Origin of the sequence: Paenibacillus sacheonensis (genome assembly GCF_009909195.1) — a bacterium.
Classification (GTDB): Bacteria; Bacillota; Bacilli; order Paenibacillales; family Paenibacillaceae; genus Paenibacillus_Z; species Paenibacillus_Z sacheonensis.
The window spans coordinates 549,296-568,151 of the sequence record NZ_JAAAMU010000001.1; the positions used below are offsets into that span (position 1 = coordinate 549,296).

Annotated in this window: 23 protein-coding genes; 17 read left to right on the forward strand and 6 right to left on the reverse strand. The window is 57.0% G+C overall.

Annotated elements, in window-relative coordinates; all coding sequences use genetic code 11:
* The first annotated feature begins 112 nt into the window (after positions 1-112).
* The 3 genes from GT003_RS02225 to GT003_RS02235 all read left to right on the forward strand — a co-directional run bounded on the left by GT003_RS02225 (position 113) and on the right by GT003_RS02235 (position 1,596).
* Positions 113-505: a phage holin family protein gene (locus GT003_RS02225; protein ID WP_161693936.1), complete on the forward strand. Its 393-nt coding sequence runs from the start codon at positions 113-115 to the stop codon at positions 503-505.
* Positions 506-643: 138 nt separating this feature from the next.
* The gene (locus GT003_RS02230; RefSeq protein ID WP_239565638.1) at positions 644-1,063 is read left to right on the forward strand and encodes a YhjD family protein; all 420 of its coding nucleotides are present in this window, start codon (positions 644-646) and stop codon (positions 1,061-1,063) included.
* 149 nt (positions 1,064-1,212) lie between these two features.
* On the forward strand, positions 1,213-1,596 hold the full coding sequence (locus GT003_RS02235; protein ID WP_161693938.1) for a cupredoxin domain-containing protein: 384 nt from the start codon (positions 1,213-1,215) through the stop codon (positions 1,594-1,596).
* An 89-nt stretch (positions 1,597-1,685) separates the two neighbouring features.
* Here the strand turns inward: GT003_RS02235 and GT003_RS02240 are convergent, their stop codons facing one another.
* On the reverse strand, positions 1,686-1,937 hold the full coding sequence (locus tag GT003_RS02240; RefSeq protein WP_161693940.1) for a hypothetical protein: 252 nt from the start codon (positions 1,935-1,937) through the stop codon (positions 1,686-1,688).
* A 109-nt stretch (positions 1,938-2,046) separates the two neighbouring features.
* On the opposite strand from GT003_RS02240, the gene GT003_RS02245 reads away from it, so the two are divergent.
* From GT003_RS02245 to GT003_RS02265, 5 genes are all read left to right on the forward strand, one after another.
* Complete coding sequence (locus tag GT003_RS02245) at positions 2,047-2,334, forward strand: Dabb family protein (protein WP_161693942.1); 288 nt, start codon at positions 2,047-2,049, stop codon at positions 2,332-2,334.
* A gap of 147 nt (positions 2,335-2,481) precedes the next feature.
* A complete protein-coding gene (locus tag GT003_RS02250) occupies positions 2,482-2,907 on the forward strand; it encodes a DUF86 domain-containing protein (RefSeq protein WP_161693944.1) in 426 nt (141 codons plus the stop codon).
* A gap of 98 nt (positions 2,908-3,005) precedes the next feature.
* Complete coding sequence (locus GT003_RS02255; RefSeq protein WP_239565698.1) at positions 3,006-3,671, forward strand: helix-turn-helix transcriptional regulator; 666 nt, start codon at positions 3,006-3,008, stop codon at positions 3,669-3,671.
* Positions 3,672-3,827: 156 nt separating this feature from the next.
* Positions 3,828-4,298, forward strand: a complete 471-nt coding sequence (locus GT003_RS02260; RefSeq protein WP_161693946.1) for a DUF948 domain-containing protein — start codon at positions 3,828-3,830, stop codon at positions 4,296-4,298.
* A gap of 152 nt (positions 4,299-4,450) precedes the next feature.
* Complete coding sequence (locus GT003_RS02265) at positions 4,451-4,849, forward strand: YtxH domain-containing protein (protein ID WP_161693949.1); 399 nt, start codon at positions 4,451-4,453, stop codon at positions 4,847-4,849.
* A 375-nt stretch (positions 4,850-5,224) separates the two neighbouring features.
* Here GT003_RS02265 and GT003_RS02270 read toward each other — a convergent pair whose 3' ends face one another.
* On the reverse strand, positions 5,225-6,127 hold the full coding sequence (locus GT003_RS02270; protein WP_239565637.1) for an AraC family transcriptional regulator: 903 nt from the start codon (positions 6,125-6,127) through the stop codon (positions 5,225-5,227).
* A 176-nt stretch (positions 6,128-6,303) separates the two neighbouring features.
* Between GT003_RS02270 and melA the strand changes: the two genes are divergently transcribed.
* Complete coding sequence (melA, locus tag GT003_RS02275; protein WP_161693951.1) at positions 6,304-7,602, forward strand: alpha-glucosidase/alpha-galactosidase; 1,299 nt, start codon at positions 6,304-6,306, stop codon at positions 7,600-7,602.
* 108 nt (positions 7,603-7,710) lie between these two features.
* On the opposite strand, the gene GT003_RS02280 is transcribed toward melA, so the two are convergent.
* Positions 7,711-7,887: a YjfB family protein gene (locus tag GT003_RS02280; protein ID WP_161693953.1), complete on the reverse strand. Its 177-nt coding sequence runs from the start codon at positions 7,885-7,887 to the stop codon at positions 7,711-7,713.
* A gap of 205 nt (positions 7,888-8,092) precedes the next feature.
* Here GT003_RS02280 and racE point away from each other — a divergent pair, with 205 nt between their 5' ends.
* The 5 genes from racE to GT003_RS02305 all read left to right on the forward strand — a co-directional run bounded on the left by racE (position 8,093) and on the right by GT003_RS02305 (position 11,185).
* A complete protein-coding gene (gene racE, locus GT003_RS02285) occupies positions 8,093-8,902 on the forward strand; it encodes a glutamate racemase (protein ID WP_161693955.1) in 810 nt (269 codons plus the stop codon).
* A 121-nt stretch (positions 8,903-9,023) separates the two neighbouring features.
* Positions 9,024-10,241 (forward strand): M14 family metallopeptidase, encoded by a 1,218-nt coding sequence (locus GT003_RS02290; RefSeq protein ID WP_161693957.1) that lies wholly within the window; start codon positions 9,024-9,026, stop codon positions 10,239-10,241.
* 21 nt (positions 10,242-10,262) lie between these two features.
* Positions 10,263-10,508: a hypothetical protein gene (locus GT003_RS02295; protein ID WP_338045862.1), complete on the forward strand. Its 246-nt coding sequence runs from the start codon at positions 10,263-10,265 to the stop codon at positions 10,506-10,508.
* 124 nt (positions 10,509-10,632) lie between these two features.
* Positions 10,633-10,935, forward strand: a complete 303-nt coding sequence (locus GT003_RS02300) for an iron-sulfur cluster assembly accessory protein (RefSeq protein WP_161693961.1) — start codon at positions 10,633-10,635, stop codon at positions 10,933-10,935.
* A 25-nt stretch (positions 10,936-10,960) separates the two neighbouring features.
* Positions 10,961-11,185 (forward strand): YuzB family protein, encoded by a 225-nt coding sequence (locus GT003_RS02305; RefSeq protein WP_161693963.1) that lies wholly within the window; start codon positions 10,961-10,963, stop codon positions 11,183-11,185.
* 160 nt (positions 11,186-11,345) lie between these two features.
* Here the strand turns inward: GT003_RS02305 and GT003_RS02310 are convergent, their stop codons facing one another.
* Both GT003_RS02310 and GT003_RS02315 read right to left on the reverse strand, forming a co-directional pair.
* On the reverse strand, positions 11,346-13,355 hold the full coding sequence (locus tag GT003_RS02310; protein ID WP_161693965.1) for an LTA synthase family protein: 2,010 nt from the start codon (positions 13,353-13,355) through the stop codon (positions 11,346-11,348).
* A complete protein-coding gene (locus GT003_RS02315; RefSeq protein ID WP_161693967.1) occupies positions 13,355-14,497 on the reverse strand; it encodes a THUMP domain-containing class I SAM-dependent RNA methyltransferase in 1,143 nt (380 codons plus the stop codon). Before GT003_RS02315 ends, GT003_RS02310 begins: the two co-directional genes overlap by 1 nt.
* 130 nt (positions 14,498-14,627) lie before the next feature.
* Here GT003_RS02315 and GT003_RS02320 point away from each other — a divergent pair, with 130 nt between their 5' ends.
* Positions 14,628-15,263 carry an O-methyltransferase gene (locus GT003_RS02320; protein ID WP_161693969.1) on the forward strand — a complete coding sequence of 212 codons (636 nt, stop codon included), beginning with the start codon at positions 14,628-14,630 and terminating at the stop codon, positions 15,261-15,263.
* A 127-nt stretch (positions 15,264-15,390) separates the two neighbouring features.
* On the opposite strand, the gene GT003_RS02325 is transcribed toward GT003_RS02320, so the two are convergent.
* Positions 15,391-16,605 (reverse strand): MFS transporter, encoded by a 1,215-nt coding sequence (locus GT003_RS02325; protein WP_161693971.1) that lies wholly within the window; start codon positions 16,603-16,605, stop codon positions 15,391-15,393.
* A 210-nt stretch (positions 16,606-16,815) separates the two neighbouring features.
* Between GT003_RS02325 and hemE the strand changes: the two genes are divergently transcribed.
* A complete protein-coding gene (gene hemE / locus GT003_RS02330; RefSeq protein ID WP_161693972.1) occupies positions 16,816-17,892 on the forward strand; it encodes a uroporphyrinogen decarboxylase in 1,077 nt (358 codons plus the stop codon).
* The gene (gene hemH / locus GT003_RS02335; protein WP_161693974.1) at positions 17,885-18,826 is read left to right on the forward strand and encodes a ferrochelatase; all 942 of its coding nucleotides are present in this window, start codon (positions 17,885-17,887) and stop codon (positions 18,824-18,826) included. Before hemE ends, hemH begins: the two co-directional genes overlap by 8 nt.
* Positions 18,827-18,856: the final 30 nt, after the last annotated feature.

Consider the following 18,856-nt stretch of genomic DNA (forward strand, 5'->3'; position numbering starts at 1 on the left):
TCTGCAAGCGCGGAGAAGCGATTTCGGGTGGACATGGACAATAAAACGGACAACCAGCCTCCCTTCTGCATACACTGTATCGCAGCGTATTTTTGAAGGGAGCGTGAGATGGATGCCGCACACGATGGTTTGCAGTATGACCGCTGTGCTTGGTTCTGTTCTCGTTTTCTCTTTCGGAGTGTGGCCGGAATCCCTGACCGTCTTGCTGGTTGCCATGGGAATCGACTATGCAACAGGGATTACGGCTGCATTGAAAGAGAAGCAAGGGTTAAACAGTACCGTAGGTGCTTGGGGATTGGCGCGTAAAGGCTTGATGCTGCTCGTTATCCTACTTGGGCACCGGATCGATATCCTGCTCGAGCTGAACAATATTGCCATGGGCGGGGCGATCTACTTCTATTTGGCGAACGAGCTGATATCCATTACCGAGAATCTGGGCAGAATGGGTGTTCCGATGCCGGATCGGCTGCGTGAATTGATCGCGGTGCTTAAAAATAAAAAGTAGCCTAGCATAAGGTTTTGCCTTCCAGGCCATCCTGAACAGGATGGCTTATTTTTTGCCTATCCGCCGCTTGTCCGCCGATTGCGTATCCGGAACAGCTTTGTTATAATGAGAACAAATGTTCCTGTCTGGAGGAGACGTATGGTGCTGGAAACGGAAATGTTGCCTGCGGCGTCGGGCCGCGCGCCGGAAGCGGAAGCGCCGCCGGCACAGCTCGGCAAGGAGCTCGAGCTTGTTAAGCATTATGTGCTGCTGGGCATCGCGAAGGTTATCTTGGAACACGACATCCGAATCGCGGGCGCCGCCCCGACCAAGCTGCCGCGCTTGTACGAGTCCATGATGCGCGGACTTCAGGATCGCGTGCTCCTCGAACTGGCCGGCATGCGCATCCAATTCAAAGCAAGCGGAATCGGGGTATATGAAGAGAAGCGGACGAAGGAAGCATTGACCGCGAGCTATCGCTGCATGGGCTATCAGCGTTCGTTCTCGATGCCTTGGGCGTTCGTGAAGGCGGAATCGGAGCGTCTGCTGAAGGGCTATTTCGAGATCAAGAAGGCGTAGCCGTTCGCGCGGATTTACCGAAAAACGTTCATCGTTTTGTCAAAAAAGGAAAAAAGTTTATCGCTTGGCTCAGTTTAAGGTTGAGAATAACGGACGATCTTAGGTAATATAGGGAGTAGACATTTTGATGAAAAGGGGAGCAAGAAGCAATGCATAAGTGGATTATGTTTGTCGTTTTCGCAGCGGCTTCGGTTTTGGGCATTTATTTGCTAACGACTCAGCTTCCGGACAAGCCGGTCGATGAGGCTGCATCGCTGCCGCCGGGCGTGACTTTATTGAAAGTTGAAGCTTCTCAGGACTTCGTATTCGATCAGAAGGAATACCACGCTAAAGTAGGCGACAAGGTTATCGTGAAACTCCATAATAAGAGCGGCATTCATGGTCTTGCCATTCCTGAGCTCGGCGTTGACCTAGAAGGCGATAAGCTGGAACAGGAAGTTACGCTTGATAAGGCGGGTACTTACGAGATGCATTGCGCCGTTATGTGCGGTACAGGCCATGCGAACATGAAGTCCGTGCTGATCGTTGAATAAACAGCAAAATCAATACGCAACAACAAAAGGAGCCCGCATGCGGCTCCTTTTTTTAAGTGATAAGCGGTCTTCGGGCTTGCGGCGGTTCCTTAGCGATAGGAGCGCCGGCGATTTCGCGCGATGGCCCAGTCGCAAATGAAGCCGAGCAGCGCCCAAGTCGCGATCGTCAATACGTACATCAGATAGACATTGACCTCATGAATATCGACGATTAAGTCCGCGATCCAAGCAGGGACGCTTAAGCTGAAGAACACCATATTGTGCGGGTCATAGCCTGTCGAGTTGTACAGGCATATAGCGAGGCCGATAAGCGTCGCCACGATCGTAACTGGATAACGCATGAGCTGATCTCCTTTGCTGGAAGATTGCCGAATGGCGGCACCTTGCGTTATTATGTGACAAAAGGGTGCAGCGCATCCCCATCCCATACAAAGAAGGAGCGAATGAAGGATGATTACCCATATCGTACTATTCAAGCTGAAGGACGGCAGCCCGGAGAGCGTTGCCCAAACCGTGCAGGTGCTCAAGAACATGGAGGGCAAAATCGAAGAGCTTCGTTCCATCGAGGTCGGCACGGACGTGATTCACTCGGAGCGCTCGTACCATATCGCGCTCGTGACGCGCTTCGACTCGCTGGACGGGCTTAATGCGTACCAGATTCACCCGGAACATAAAAAAGTGATCGCGCATATGAGCGAGGTTCGTGAAGCGTCCGTAAGCGTCGACTACGAATCGTAAGGGCGGTTTAAGATAAACCTATGGGCGACGTGTTTGAAATGATGACCTACCTGATTGTGATCATCGTGAGTCTGATCGTGATGACAATCTGGCTCAAGCGCAAGGCGCGCAAGAAAAGGTCCTAACCGGAAGACGAGGTAAACAACCATGTATTATGTCAATCGCGAACAAATCTCCGTGCGTCTTGAGGTTATTCCCGAGGTAGCGGAAGCACTGAAGTACTTGCAATCCCACTGGGACGGCAGCCTTATTCATGGCATGGCGCAGGAGCGCGCACTCATACTTGCGATCGAAACTTTAACGGATATCGGCAGTTACTTGATCGATGGCTTCATCATGCGCGATGCGAGCAGCTACGAAGATATCGTGACGATCATCGCGGGCGAGGAGGTCTTCCCGGATTCGCTGCAGGAGCCGCTGCTCGAGCTGGTGAAGCTCCGCAGGCCGCTTGTCCAGGATTACTTCGAATGGCCGCGCAAGGAGCTTCATCCCTTTACGGCGATGATGCCGGACCTCTTATTGGCGTTCAAGGAAGCCGTCGAATCCTATCTGTTGCGGGAGCTTGGGAACTAAGCTGCTTGGCGTGGTCCGCCGATTTACGAAACGGCGGAAATGCGTTACAATGACGTCAAGAGCGAGGCTCAAGGCCAGAGGCGGTGGAAAGTATGGGCATGGAACCGAACGGGACGCCGTTTATGCATAAGGAACAAGCGCTCAGGCAGGAAGGTTCGACGAGACAGACCGTACTGACACTGCTGAAGACGGGCGGGCCGATGAACGCCGGCGAGCTGGCCAAGCAGCTGCAGATTACGGAGATGGCCGTTCGACGCCATCTGAGCACGTTGGAACGGGATGGACTGATCGTACCGAACATCGTCAGGCAGGCAATGGGCAGACCGACGCATATGTTCAGTTTGACGGAACAAGCCGAGATGCTGTTTCCGAGGAATTATCATGTTTTGGCGCTCGATCTGCTGGAAGAGCTGGAGGAAGATCCGGAGACGGCCGCGATGATCGACCGGTTGTTCGAAGGACGCAAGCGCAAGCTTATCGAACGTTATGCCCCTCGCATGGAAGGCAAGTCGCTCTCGGAGAAAGTCTCGGAGCTGGCAGCCATTCAGAATGACGGCGGGTATATGGTTCATGTGGAGACGGATGGCGATAGTCTCGTGCTCCATGAATACAATTGTCCGATCGCGCATGTCGCAGACCGCTATCAGCAGGCCTGTCAATGCGAGCTGGCGCTGTTCCGGAAGCTGCTCGGAACGGACGTCGAACGGACCGAATGCTTGGCGAAAGGCGGCGGCAAATGCAGCTATCGCATTGCCGGCGCATAAGGATAGATCGATACGAGAAGACACGGGTGTTCGGCGCCCGTGTCTTTTTTCTTTTCCCGAAGCTGTGTCAAGTCAAGCCTATGCTGTTTATACTATTAATACGAAATGGGCACGCGCCCAATCGTACAGAGAGTTGGAAATGGAGGTGGGCCGTGAATGGTCATTTGGTTTGAAGGAGCTGCTGCAGTCGCATTCGTGGCATTGGTCGTCGGCGTATTATTATGGCTGCGGTCAGTCGACAGACGAATGGGGAAATTGATGCAGCTGGCCGAGTCGCTCGAACGCCGTGCCGAAGTCGCCGTTGCCCAGGTCAGCGATTTGCTTGATCCGGTCACGGAAACTGTACGGACGGTCCAGAAGTCGATGGATGGGATTACGAAACTCACGGAAGCAACGAAGCGCATTGGAGAATCGGCAAACCAATTTTCTTTCACCGTCAATCGGATCTCCAGCGAGCTGAACGACACCGTCAACCGGGTAGCAAGCAAGTCCGGCGACAAGGCCAAGCGCAACATCGCGGACGCGATGGGCTGGGCAGAGGTTGGATACGCCGTTTGGCATTTTTGGAAAGACAAACGGAAAGAAGACACCGCTGCCGAAGCCTTGCATGCGAAAGCCGTTAACTAGGGCACGATATGGGGTACTAAGCGACTGGAACGACCGCAAGGCATGAGAAAGCGGGCGTAACAGTCAAATGAAGCCGAGGGCATGCCGAAAGCCGAATGTTGGGTTTACGGGCGCCTAGGCAAATAAACATACTTATAAAGGAGTGTATTCAGATGGCAAAAAGAGGATTTCTTGTAGGTGCAATCGCAGGTGGCGTAGTCGGTTCCGTAGCAGCATTGCTGCTGGCGCCAAAATCGGGCCGGGAGCTTCGTCAAGATATCGCGGATAAGTCGCAGACCGTGACGGACCAAACGGCGCGTATCGCCGGTCAGGTAACGGACAAAACCGTACAGATCGCGAAGCAAGTCGGTTCGACTGCAAGCACGGCGGCTTCCAAAGCCAAGGATACGGCTTCCACCGTTATGGATAATGTCCGCAGCTGGCGCTCCGACGCCAAGGATCAGCTGGAGGAAACAGGCGATCAAGTGAAGAACACCGTAGAAGACGTGAAGGACAAAGGCAAAGAGCTGATGGCTGAACACCGCGAAGAACTTCAAACGGTCAACAACTAACGCTTGGCTCGTATACGCAAGGCTGCACCGCCATCGCGTGCAGCAGCGGGGCATACGCCTTGCTGCAGGCTGATGGCTGCCAATTATATGCACCACGCAAATAGGCTTTGCCGCCGGTCATGTACCGACGGCAAAGCCTATTTGCTAGTTGGCGTTGTATTCCCGGGCCGACAAAAGGCGGTGCAAGCAACCTTGCTCCGAATCTTCGAGCTTTCAAGTCGCGAAACGTCGAATCCAAGAAATTTGAATGCCCGAAGCCAAGAATCCCTGAAGTCCCTAATCTTGAATCCCCCAATGCCTGAAGTCCCGAATTCCCGAAGCTCCGAATGCCCGAATTCCCGAAGCTTCAATCATAGCTGGAATAGCTGGCAGCACTTACCCGTTCCGTGCCTGTGCCCGATATTCCGACGGCGAATAGCCGAATGTTTTGCGGAATTGCTTCGAGAAATACAGCGCGTCGGGGTACCCGACGGAGGAGGCCACTTGGTCGATGGACAAGTGGCTTTGCTCGTTCAGCAGCTCCTTGGCGCGGTCCATCCGGACTTTGAGCAGAAACTGCATCGGCGATACGCCGGTCACCTGCTTGAACATTTTGGATAAATGCGTGCGGTGATAGCCGAGGCTCCTAGAGAGCTGTTCGATCGAGATGGGCTGCGCGTATTGGTACGACAGCCAGCGGACGGCGCGCTTGATCTGGCGGTCGATGTCCGGCAGAATGGCGAGGGAATCGACGATGAGCTTGCCCTCGTTCAGCATGCCGATCTCCTTCAACAGTACGCGCAGGTGGCCGCCCGCTTCCAAGTCCGCCAGCTCCGGAAACGACGTTCGCTCGAAGGTGCTTCTGATTTTGCGATACAGGGAGGTAAGATGCCGCAGCTCGTCGGTATGCACGATGGGGCTGGAAGGGGACAAGCCGAGGCTGAGAAGCAAGTGGCCGGCGGCGTGTCCTTTGAAAGCGACCCAGACGTAATGCCACGGCTGAGCGTCGTCCGCGAAATAGGAGAACAGCTCGTCCGGAAAAATAAGGAACGTATCGCCGCGCGAGCAGTCATAGCGCCGACCGTCGATCTCGAACGAGCCGCGGCCGGAAACAACCGTATGCATGAGGTAATAATTGTGAACGGCCGGGCCGATGCCATGACCGGAGAGCGTCTTGCCCTCGCCGCTGAACATGACCGACAGCTCGCCCTGCGCGGGCTGCGTATTGTTCATGACGGTGAATTCGCTATGCTCGGTATGCGGAATTTCGTGGCGCGCGGTCGTCGATTCCTTCTTCATCTGTGCAACCTTCTTCCTCCAACTTGCTGTCCTCTATAGAGTATACAATGAAACTACAAATGTACATATTGAAAATGCTTTAGTTCCTACTCAAACCGATGTTTCTTGCTCTATAGTAAGGAATAGAAGAAGACATTAATCCGCTTACATGCGGACTCAATCCGAGGAGGATATTCATGCCGAAAATTACGTTCATTGGAGCCGGAAGTACCGTTTTCGCTAAAAACGTGCTGGGCGACTGCCTGGTTACGCCGGCGCTGCAAGGATTCGAAATCGCGTTGTTCGATATTAATCCGGAGCGTCTTGCCGAATCCGAAACGATGCTTAATCATATCAAGAACACCTATGGCAGCACGTCCGCCATCAAAGCTTACTCCGACCGCAAGGAAGCGCTTCGCGGCGCCAAATACGTCGTTAACGCCATCCAAGTCGGCGGTTACGATCCTTGCACGATTACGGATTTCGAGATTCCGAAGAAATACGGCCTGCGCCAAACGATCGCGGACACGGTCGGCATCGGCGGCATCTTCCGCAACCTGCGCACGATTCCGGTCATGCTCGATTTTGCCAAGGATATGCAGGAGGTTTGTCCGGACGCGTTGTTCTTGAATTACACGAACCCGATGGCCGTGCTGACGAACGTGATGAACACGTACGGCGGCATCAAGACGGTCGGCCTCTGCCACAGCGTGCAAGCTTGCGTCAAGGATCTGTTCAAGAACCTGGGCATGGACGATACCGGCGTCCAATCCAAAATCGCCGGCATCAACCATATGGCTTGGCTGCTCGAAGCGACCAAAGACGGCGTCGACCTGTATCCGGAGATCAAGCGCCGGGCCCGCGAGAAGCAGAAGGAAAAACATCACGACATGGTCCGCTACGAAATGATGCTGAACTTCGGCTACTATATCACGGAATCGTCCGAGCATAACGCCGAATACCACCCGTACTTCATCAAGCGCAATTATCCGGAGCTGATCGAGCGCTTCAATATTCCGCTGGACGAGTATCCGCGCCGCTGCATCGAGCAGATCGGCAACTGGAAGAAGCTGAAGGAAGAGCTTGTCGGCAATCCGACGCTGGAGCACAAGCGCACGCACGAGTATGCGTCGTACATCTTCGAAGCGATCGAATCGAACAATGCGTTCCGCATCGGCGGCAACGTCATGAACACGGGCTTGATCACGAACCTGCCGAAGGAAGCCTGCGTCGAAGTTACCTGCCTCGTCGACCGCAACGGCGTAACGCCGACATTCGTCGGCGATCTGCCTCCGCAATGCGCAGCGCTGAACCGCACCAACATCAACACGCAGCTGCTGACGATCGAAGCGGCGATTACCGGCAAGCGCGACCATATCTACCATGCCGCGATGCTGGATCCGCACACGAGCGCCGAGCTGTCGATGGACGACATCAAGTCGATGTGCGACGATCTGATCGAGGCGCATGGCGACTGGCTGCCGGCATACAACTAATCCTGTCTGCAATAGCAGTCGAATATAACAAGGCCGCCCCACGCGAGGCGGCCTTGTTATATTCCGTATGCTGGTCATGTGCTTGGAAGCACGCGGCTCCGCGTGCTACTAGGCGCGCAAATCGAAATTTCCGCCCAAATTAGGCGTCACGCTGCGTTCCATCATCTGCGTCAACTGCTGCGATTGCTGGTTCGACATGTCTACGGCCATTTTCAGCACGCTTACGTTGACGGCTTGCATGACACTGCTTTGCGCCATCGAGATCGACAAACTCGGAATGTCCATGATTGTCCTCCTTGGATAAAAGTCCTACATCACGTATATCGGACGAGCGGCGGGAATAGATGAATGGTCGGGCGAATCGTGCCGTGCAGGCCGTTTGCGTTTGTTGAACCATGTCCGAATATACGCTAAGATGTAGGTACCTTTTCGCCGGCGGATTCATATTCTATTGGAGTCTTGTCAAAACGCTCAAGAAAGCGGTGTGTCTGTGCAACAACCGATCGCAATTTTGGATTCTGGCGTAGGCGGTCTAACCGTCGTCAAAGAGATTATGCGTCAGCTTCCCCGAGAAAAAATCATGTATTTCGGCGATACGGCCCGCACGCCATACGGCCCGCGTCCAGCCGAAGAAGTGACTCGGTTTACGAGGCAAATCGTAGAGTATTTGATTCAGTTCCGACCGAAAATGATCGTCATCGCTTGCAATACGGCGACAGCCGTCGCACTGGAAGATATTCGTTCGCGGGTTGCCGTTCCCGTCGTTGGCGTCATACACCCGGGAGCCCGCGCTGCCAACGGACGCACGCTAACGGGCGTCGTTGGCGTCATCGGCACGGAAGGAACGATTCGCAGCGGCGCATACGAACATGCGCTGAAGCAATTGTCCCCGGCGATTCATGTGGTAAGCCTGGCCTGTCCGCGCTTCGTTCCTCTGGTCGAGCAGGGCAATTTCCGCTCGCAGGAAACGCAGGAGGCCGTGGAATCCTCGCTCGAACCGCTGAAGGAACGTCAGATCGACACGTTGATTCTCGGATGCACGCATTATCCGTTCCTATCGGAAACGATTGCGTCCGTAATGGGACCTGACGTTATGCTGATCAGCTCGGCGGACGAGACGGCCAGAGAGATCAGTACGATTCTTCATGACCGCAATCGGCTTACCCGAGACGGCGAGATGCCCGTTCATCAATTCTTCTGCAGCGGGGATCACCGGATGTTCCGCATGATCGCCCAGCAGTGGCTTGGCGAGCAGATCGAGCTGACGCCTGTCGTATGGCAGGTGCCCAAGATCGTCTAATACGAGAAAGCTTGGCCGCCGTCGCGCTTACGCGACGGCGTTTTTTGTTTTGGCATGCGTTCCGGCGCGTCGGCATAGCATGAAGCATGTGAGATGACAAGAACCTGACAGAGGTGATCCGATGCTGCCCTATGTCGTGCAATCGGGCGATACGCTGCTGCGCATCGCCCGCACGTTCAACGTGAATAAGGAATCGCTGCTCGCGGCGAATCCCGGCCTGTCCCCGGCCGAACCGCCGTATCCGGGCCTTCTGTTGTCGATTCCCGTGCAGACGGCTTCCATATACCGCGTCCAGCCTGGCGACACGCTGCTCGGAATTGCCGGAAAGTTCAGCCTGACGCTTCATGCGATTCTGAATGCCAACGGGCACCAAGACCTGAAGCGGCTTCAGGCCGGAACGCTGCTTACGCTGCCCTGCGCCGGCAGAGGCCGCATCGTGGACGGACGCGCCGAATACGGCCAGCGCGAGCTGACGGCAGACGTGGATGCGCTGCTCCGTGCTTATCCGCTGCTGCAGGCGGAGACGATCGGAGCAAGCGTCATGGGCAAGCCGCTAATCGCCATCCGGCTCGGAGAAGGTCCGGTTAAGGTGCATATGAATGCGGGCATGCATGCGAATGAATGGATCACGACTCCGCTCCTGATGGCGTTTCTCGAAGACGCGGCCAAGGCCGCCACGTTCGGGGAGAGCTTATGCGGCATGGATATGCCGGCGCTGCTGCAGCGCGTGACGTTATGGGTCGTCCCGCTCGTGAACCCCGACGGAGCGGAGCTGGCGCAGGAGGGACTACGGGCGGACCATCCGCATGCGGCGGAGCTGCTCAAGTGGAATCGGGGTTCCCGTCGTTTTCAGAAATGGAAGGCGAACATTCGCGGCGTCGATCTGAACGACCAGTTTCCCGCCTTCTGGGAAGAAGAGAGCGCCCGAAGAGACACGGAAGGACCTGGCCCGCGCGATTATCCGGGGCCAAGTCCGCTGTCGGAGCCGGAAGCGAAGGCGCTTGCCGAATTTACGGAGGCGCAGCAGTTCGATCTCGTCGTTGCCCTGCACAGCCAAGGGCAGGAGATTTATTGGAATTACCGGGGCTACGAACCGCCCGAAGCGGAGCGGATCGCCCGCAGGCTCGGCAAGGCAAGCGGCTATAAACCCGTGAAGCTGTCCGGCAGCGACGCGGGTTACAAGGACTGGTTTATTTTCCAATATCGCAAGCCCGGCTTCACCGTCGAGGTCGGCTTCGGCGTCAATCCGCTTCCGGTGGAGTCGTTCCCGGACTTGAACGACGAGGTTCGGCTGCTGCTCGCCGCCGTCTTGGAGGCGGCCCGCTCGATTGTGCTATAATAAGCGCATGAGAAGGAGGCGGTGTATATGCGCAAGCTGCTGTCGCTCCGCCATTGGCGGGCCGTGTTTGTCCGAATCTTCCGGTTGCTGACCGCAAAGGAAGTTCGGCTGTTGGACAAGCTTCTGTATCTCGTTCCCGTCCTGTTGTATTGGGTGCTTCCGGATGTCATGCCTTTCGTTCCGATCGACGACATTGCCGTTACGATGATTGCCGCGGAAGGGTACACCCGGTATATGGAACGAAAATACGGCCGCGTCGTCAAGTAACGGTTGAACATTGGACGAGGTTTCTATACAATAGAGTAAATAAAGTAGGCTAGAACAAGCACTATACATGACGGAGCTCCCAAGAGCGAACGGACTCCATCAACATAAAGGAGACGAAGAAGCTGTGAATATCAAAATCACGCGCAATGCCGCGAAGGTCCTTCGCGAAGAGATCGATAAACCGGAAAACGACGGCAAGTTCCTGCGGGTGTTCGTCACGCATTCTCACGGCGACCACGCCCACTACGGCATGAAGATGGACGATGCCGCTGCGAACGACGAGATCATCGAGACGGACAAGGACATCAAGGTGGTGCTCGAACAAGGCGTGGAGCTGCTGGACGGCGTGCGCATCGACTATTTCTACGTGCCGCAGGAAGGCTTCTCGATTTCGAACCCAACCAAAGGCAACCACGGCGACCACTAATTGAATTCGGTTTGGGGAGAGAAACATGGCGAACGATATCCGCATTTGCGACAAATGCAAACATATCCGCACGAAGACGATGCTGCCGAAGCTGCAGAAGCTAGTGCCAGACGCGGAGATTCAAGTCGCGTGCAAATCGTACTGCGGCCCTTGCTCGCGGTTTGCGTTCATTTTCATTAACGGCCGTTATATCACGGCACCGACCGAGGATGAAGCGATCGAGAAGGCAAGCAAATATATCAAGAAGTAAACAAAGAGATCGTCAAGAAACGATCAAGAAACGATCAATGAATAATCAAGAAGTAATCAAGAAGTAATTAAGAAGTAATTAAGATACGCTCACGAAACGATCAAGAAATAAACGAAAGACCCTCCAACCGGCCATCTTGCCGGCAGAGGGTCTTTTAGTTTTATTCGCGCTTGGCATGCATCGCCGGAACCAGGTCATGCCCGACGACGAGATCGGATGCTTCCAATTCCTTGCGCGCTTCAGCCACTCCCGCAGCGCAGGCGCTTGAATCTGCCAGCAGGCGGCCGTCCGTGGATGCGTAACATTTGCTATGTTCCTCGAGTCCGTCCTCGGCGGGCATATAGATCACGCGGTCGTCGATGAACGCGCCGTTTCGGAAGACGACCCGTTTCCCCGCAAGCGGCTGCTTCGTAACGAGCGGCGTGCCGATCATCGTCAGCCCGCTGCTCGGGATCCCGAGCAGGTGAAGAACGGTCGGCGTCACGTCAAGCTGGCCGCCGGCCTGGCTGTACGTCCCGGCGTGCGCATCGTCCGGCAGGTGGACGACCAGCGGAACGCCTTTCAGAATGCGGAAGCGGTCTGCTTCGTCGAGCTGGCGTCCGAGGAAATCCTCGAACGGCTGCCAGTCGGGAATGGAATTGTCGTGGTCCCCATAGAACAGGAAGATCGAGCGGTTCCATAAACCTGCAGATTTCAGCTCGTCCACCAGCACGCCGATGGCGGCATCGACATAATGGACCGCCTCCAAGTAATCGCCGAACATCGTGCCTTTGAACTTGCCCACGTCGAGCGTTTGGACCTTGGCCGGCAGCGTATACGGATGATGGCTGGATAGCGAGATCATGAAGGAGTAGAACGGCTGACGCTGCGTCTTCATGATCGACACGGACTGCTTGAAGAACGACTTGTCGCCGAGCGACCAGCCGAGCGGCTCGTCGATGACGAAGGCCTTCTTGCTGAAGAACTGGTCGTACCCCAGCGTGTCGTACATGATATTCCGGTTCCAGAAGCCGCCGTCGTACGCATGGAACACGTTTGCCATATAGCCGTAGTCCTTCAGCGTCAGCGCCATGCTGTCGTAGCTGTGATCCGCGAATCGGGTGAATACGGAGCCCGACGGCATCGGCTGCAGCGAGGCGTTGGCGGCCAGATCGGCGTCGGATGTTCGTCCCTGCGCCGTCTGGTGATAGAAATGATCGAAATACAGCGATGTGGCCATCAGCTTATTGATGTTCGGCGTGACTTCCTGGCCGCCGATCCGCTGCCCGATGACGAAGCTCTGGAACGCCTCCAGCTGCAGGAGGATGACATTGGCCTCTTTGTACTGGCCGAACAGCGGGTCGGTCTTGTCGAGGCCGGCGCGGACTTGCCCGCGTGCGGAGAACCATTGCTTCGCCTCTCCGATCTGCTCCGCCGTCGCCGCATTGTCGTGGAACCAATGCTCGTCGGCATAGCGGTAGATGTCGTACCCATGGAATCCGAGAACGCCGGTTACGTTATAGAGCGACAAGTTCCACCAATTGCCGCTGAACACGCCATGCGCCCATGTCTTCTGGGCTTTATGGACAGGTACGTACACGAGCGAGAAGCCGATTAAGAATACGACGGCACTCGTGGCGAGTCGAGCGGGGAACGTTCGGACAGGGGACGGCTTCGATGCCGTGGTTCCCGTCGCCCTGCGCATGCGATCGCGGCGTCGACGTTTGCCGATAACGGCGAGCACGCCTAGGGGGAGCAGCGCCAGCCAGTCCGCGAACAGCCACAGATCCCGCCATGACAGCAGCGCATGGATGCTGCCGCCAAGCTCTCCGACTTGACCCGCTTGGAACAGAACGGGAATCGTGATCAAATCCTGAAAGTAGCGAAAATAGAGCAAATCGCTGTATAAGAGCGCCGTCAGCGCGAGATCCAGAACGATGAGCGCGAGCAGCCGGCCTTGCCTTGGCAGCCATAGCGTCCAGAATGACAGCAGGGCCAGCGTTCCGACGGCGACCAGACGGTCGTCCCGATTCATATCCATATAAGGCACGTGAATGAACCGGTCGAAGAGGGCGAGCTTGAACAGCATCAGCGCAATGAACAAGAAGAGATCAAGCCGCGGCAGCAGGGCGGCAAAGCGAAACGGCGCCCGAAGTCGGCGCCGCTTGCGGGAAAGCTCCGGGATGCTCATCAGCTCTGGTTGCGCGGAGGCAGCGGCCCGAAGAATTGATAGAACGTGCACTCGAGCCGGCCGTTGAACAGCTTGCGCCGCTTGTCCGACTTGCGCCCGATCGTCTCCTCGAACGTCCTTGACTGCGTCAGCGCGAACATGGACCAGTTAGGCAGGTAGAGCATGCTGAGACCAAGCTGGCGAACGGCTTTCTCCGCGTCGGTCTCGTCGCCCAAGCGAGAGCCGTACGGCGGATTCGTGACGATGCAGCCGTAATCGCCTTCCGGCTTGATCCGGGACACCGGCATTTGCGTCAGCTTGATCTCCTTCGCGAAGCCGGCTTTCTTCACGGCTGCCGCAGCGACCTCGAGCGCGCTCGGATCGATATCGGAGCCCGCGATCTGAAGCGGAATGTCGTCCTTGACGGAATCGAACGCTTCCTCCCGCGCCTGCTCCCACAGGCTGTCCGGCACGAGCGGCCAGCCTTCGCTGTTGAAGGTGCGGCGAAGTCCCGGCGCGATGTTCCAGCCGATCATGGCTGCTTCGATGGGGATGGTGCCGGAGCCGCAGAACGGGTCATAGAGCGGCCGTTCCGGTCGCCAGCGGCTGAGCAGCACCATCGCCGCCGCCATCGTTTCCTTGAGCGGCGCTTCCGTGACGAGCTTGCGGTAGCCGCGTTTGTGCAGACCGGGACCGGTCGTATCGAGCGTAATCATGGCGATGTCGTTGAGCAGCCACACCTCGATAACGAACCTTGCGCCGTCCTCGTCGAACCATTCCGTGCCGTAAGCCGTTTTCATTTTCTCGACGACGGCTTTCTTCACGATGCTCTGGCAGGCCGGAACGCTGCTGAGCTGCGATTTGTGGGAACGTCCCTCGACCGGGAATTCGCCGTTCTCGGGGATCCAGTCCGGCCAGTCGATCGCCTTTGCGCCTTCGAACAGCTCTTCGAAGGTCGTGGCGGGATATTCAGCCATCTTGATGAGAACGCGGTCCGACGTGCGGAGCCACAGGTTGGCGCGGCAGATGTCCGCGGGTCCTCCCCTGAAGATGACCCGGCCGTTCTCCACCTTCTGGTCGGTATAGCCTAGATCCAATAATTCGCGCGCGACGACCGCTTCCAGCCCCATAGGCGCCGTTGCGATCAGCTGCAGGTTATCCATTGTTTTCGATTCCTCCGTCTTCCAATCGCCGCTTGTATTGCATCAGCGAAAATCATACAATCAAGTATAGTCATCATAAGGTTGCATTACAAACGTTATCTCATAGAATCGGCGAGGAGAGTGGTTCGGAATGACGACAGAAGCGACGGAACGATACGTGGACGGCCTGTTGGGCGAGGATGCGGATTTGGCGCGCGTCCATGCGTCGATCGAGGCGCAGGGCATGCCTCAAATCTCGATCGCGTCCGGCTATGGCAAACTGCTGACGATGCTCGTTCGGATGAAGGGAGCCCGCAATGTACTGGAAATCGGCGCATTGGGCGGTTACAGCGGCATATGTCTGGCACGGGGACTGCAGGACGGCGGCCGATTGACTTCGCTCGAGCTGATGCAGGACTACGCGGATACCGCAAAGTCCAATCTCGAAGCAGCGGGTCTTGGCGACCGCGTGGAGTACGTGGTCGGCGATGCCAAGGAGAGTCTGGCCGCGTTGGAGAAGGAAGGACGCACATTCGATTTCTTCTTCATCGATGCGGATAAAGAAAGCTACCCGGTCTACTTGGAATGGGCGATCAAGCTCGGCAATCCGGGAGCCGTCATTACGGGCGACAACGCCTTGCTGCACGGCAGGACGATCGATCCCGAGAAGAACGGTCCCTCTGTGCAGGCGATGCGTACGTTCAACGAAGCGATGGTCGGCGACGAGCGGCTCACGGGAACGCTGCTGCCGGCATACGACGGCTTGGCGATTGCGATGATTAAGTAGCGCCGGCAGCTTCGTCCATGCCGAAACATCGAGCCGTGCGGAAGGAAACTTTGCCTGTTAACGCGGCAACAACGAAGAACCGGCAAGTCCCCTTGACTAAGGCGACTTGCCGGTTTTTCGTTGCGGGTTATTCCCGTTTGACCATTACCCGCTTCGAGACGAGCGTCTGCCTCACCCACAGCGCATTGACGAAGAACAAGAGCGAAGAGATTAGAAAGACGCCTCCGATACCGGTCCAGCCGGAGACCAGACCGCCGACGATAGGACCGACCATATTGCCAAGCGAGAGCATGCTGGTGTTCAGGCTGAATGCCCGCCCTTCCATGCCGTCCGGCGTGAACCGGCGCACGAGCGCGTTGACGGAGGGAATCAACCCGCCGAGGAAGCAGCCCTGCAGCAGCCGGAACAGCAGCAGCTGCCAGACCGAGCCGGCGAATGCCTGCGGGATGAACAGCAGGGCGGCTCCGACGAGCGAGATGCCGAGCACGCGTTCCTGGCCGATCCTGTCGCTCAGCTTGCCGAGCAGCGGAGCGGCGACCATGTTCGTAATGCCGGCCGCCGAACTGACGAAGCCCGCCCAGAAGGCCAGGTTGACGTCCGTTCCGTGCAGCTTCTGCACATAGAGCGGCATCAGCGGGTTGGGACCGATCATCGCGAATTGGAGCAGGAACGTTACGGCGAACAGCGCCGTCAGCTGCGGCACGCCGCTCAGCTGCCTGAACCCGGCGATGACGGACACGTTCGGCTTCGCGGCGGCCTCCGCGCGGTTGAACCGTTCCTTGACGACGAAGAAGGCGAGCATGGAGGCTGCGAACAACGAGGCGCCGGTCAAGTAGAAGATCGGCCGGTAGCCCACGGCGTCCGCCAGCAGGCCGCCGAGGAACGGGCCCAGAATCGTGCCCGCGATGCCTCCGGATTGCAGCGTGCCCATGGCGAAGCCCATCTTCTCCTTCGGCGTCGTCGCGGAGACGAGCGAGACGGCCGCCGGATTGAAGCCGGAGATGGTCCCGTTGACCATCCGGAGAACGAGCAGATGCCACGGCGACGTCGCGAAGCCCATCAGCACCATCACGATCGCCATCCCGAAGCCGGAGCGAAGAAGCATCATTTTCCGGCCGTACTTGTCCGACAGCTTGCCCCAGAGCGGCTGGAACAGGAATGCGGTGACGAAGTTGCCGGCGAATATGACGCCCGACCACGTCGCGATCTCATGCGGGTCCGTCATGCCGATCCGAGGACTTTGCAGGTAGAGGGACATAAATGGCATGATCATCGTCATGCCGCCCATGACCAGAAACTGTCCGATCCAAAGCACGCCTAGATTTTTTTTCCAAGGTTCCATTTGAATCTCCTATTCGAAGCTTGTGTCGTCGTTCAACCTGTAAGACCCAGTATACCAGTCCCTCGAAGGATGGCAAAAGTGCGTCAGGAAGGACATGGACCTAACATTGTCATATGTTTGTCAATGATCATTCGGGCGCGGCGGTTGTTACGACTATCCAAAAAGGGCATAATGGAAACGTAGGGAAAACGATAGAAATGGGGAACTTCAATGAGCTACAACGACTTATTCATCCGGGCTTGCCGGGGAGAACACGTCGATCGCTTACCCGTTTGGTATATGCGGCAGGCGGGACGGTACGATCCCGATTACCGTAAAATAAAAGAAAACCATTCGCTGCTCGAAATATGCCGCCAGCCGGAACTGGCCGCGGAAGTGACGATGATGCCGGTCAAGAAGCTGGGCGTCGACGCGGCGATTCTTTATTCCGATATCATGAATCCCGTTGCCTCCATCGGCATCGATTTCGACATCGTTGCGAATGTCGGTCCGGTCATTCACAATCCGATCCGGACGGCGGACGATATCGCGCGCCTGAAGCCGATCGACGTGGAAGGCGATCTTTCGCATGTCATCGAGACGATCCGCATCCTGGACCGGGAGCTGGACGTGCCGCTCATTACGTTTGCCGGCGCGCCGTTTACGATCGCCAGCTACCTGATCGAAGGCCGCCCGTCCAAATCCTATATCAAGACGAAGACGATGATGTACACCGAGCCGAAGCTGTGGTTCTCGCTGATGGACAAGCTCGGCGATATGGTCATCGCGTACCTGCGCGCGCATATGGCTGCGGGCGGCAAGGCGTTCCAGCTGTTCGACAGCTGGGTCGGCGCGCTTGCGCCGCATGATTTCCGCCTGTTCGTGCTTCCGACGATCGAGCGGATTTTCAGCGAGCTGTCGGATTTGCCGCAGCCGAAAATCTACTTCCCGGGCGTTGCGTCGGGCGAGCTGCTGCCTACGCTCGGCAATCTGAAGGCCGATATCATCGGGCTTGATTGGCGGGTGTCCATCGCCGAAGGCCGTCGCCGTCTGGGAGATAAGTTTGCGGTTCAAGGCAACCTCGATCCTTATGTGCTGACCGCGCCGATGGATGTGATCAAGGCCCATGCGAAAGCGATCATCGACGAGGGCGTCAAGGAGCCGGGCTATATTTTCAATCTCGGACATGGGCTGTTCCCCGAAGCTTCGCTCGATAAGCTGCGCGAGCTGACGGATTACGTCCATGAATATTCCGCGGAGGCCATTGCGGCGCTCGGCGGAAAGCGGGAGGAACTGGCCCATGGCTGATCCGAAAATCGGCGTGCTCGTCATGTCTTACGGGACCCCCGAGAGCATGGACGGCATCGAGGAGTATTACACGCATATTCGCAGGGGCCATGCCCCGACGCCGGAGCAGCTCGCCGAGCTGACCTCGCGGTACGATGCGGTAGTCGGGGGCGTATTCCCCCTCCGGGAGAATACGAACCGTCAGGCGGAGGGACTGCAGGCGGCGCTTGATGCCGCAGCTCCGGGCAGATACGCCGTATATCAGGGTCTGAAGCATGCGCGTCCTTATATCGAAGACGGCGTCGACGCGATGGGGGCGGACGGCGTGAGGCAGGCGATCGGCATCGTGCTGGCGCCGCATTACTCGAGCATGAGCGTCGGCAGCTACATGACGAGGGCGCGGGAGCGGGCCGAGGAACGCGGCATCGCATTCCAAGCCGTCGAGAGCTATCATTTGCATCCGAAGCTGATTGAAGCGCTGGTGAAGCGGGTGAGGGACGCCTATGCGGAGCTTGCGGCGTCGACGGGAGCAGGGAAGCCGCTGAAGGTATTGTTCAGCGCGCACAGCCTGCCCGTGCGCATTCGCGAAATCGGCGATCCGTACGAGGAGCAGCTGCTCGCTACGTCTTCGGCCGTTGCGGAAGGCGCAGGCGTGTCGGATTGGCAGTTTACGTGGCAGAGCGCGGGCCGCACCCGCGAACCGTGGCTCGGTCCGGACATTTTGGAGACGTTGAAGGAAACGGCGGAAGCCGGTTACGCCGGCGTGCTGTCGGCACCGATCGGCTTTGTATCGGAGCATTTGGAAGTGCTGTACGATATCGATATCGAAGCGCAGGCCGAAGCCAAGCGGCTCGGCATCAAGCTGGTCCGGATCGACATGCTGGGCACGGATTCGCTTTATATGGAGACGCTGGCGGAGACCGTCGAGCAGGCTGGGCGAGCGGCGTTCATGTAAGGGGGATTCAGTCGTTGGGGACAGACATGG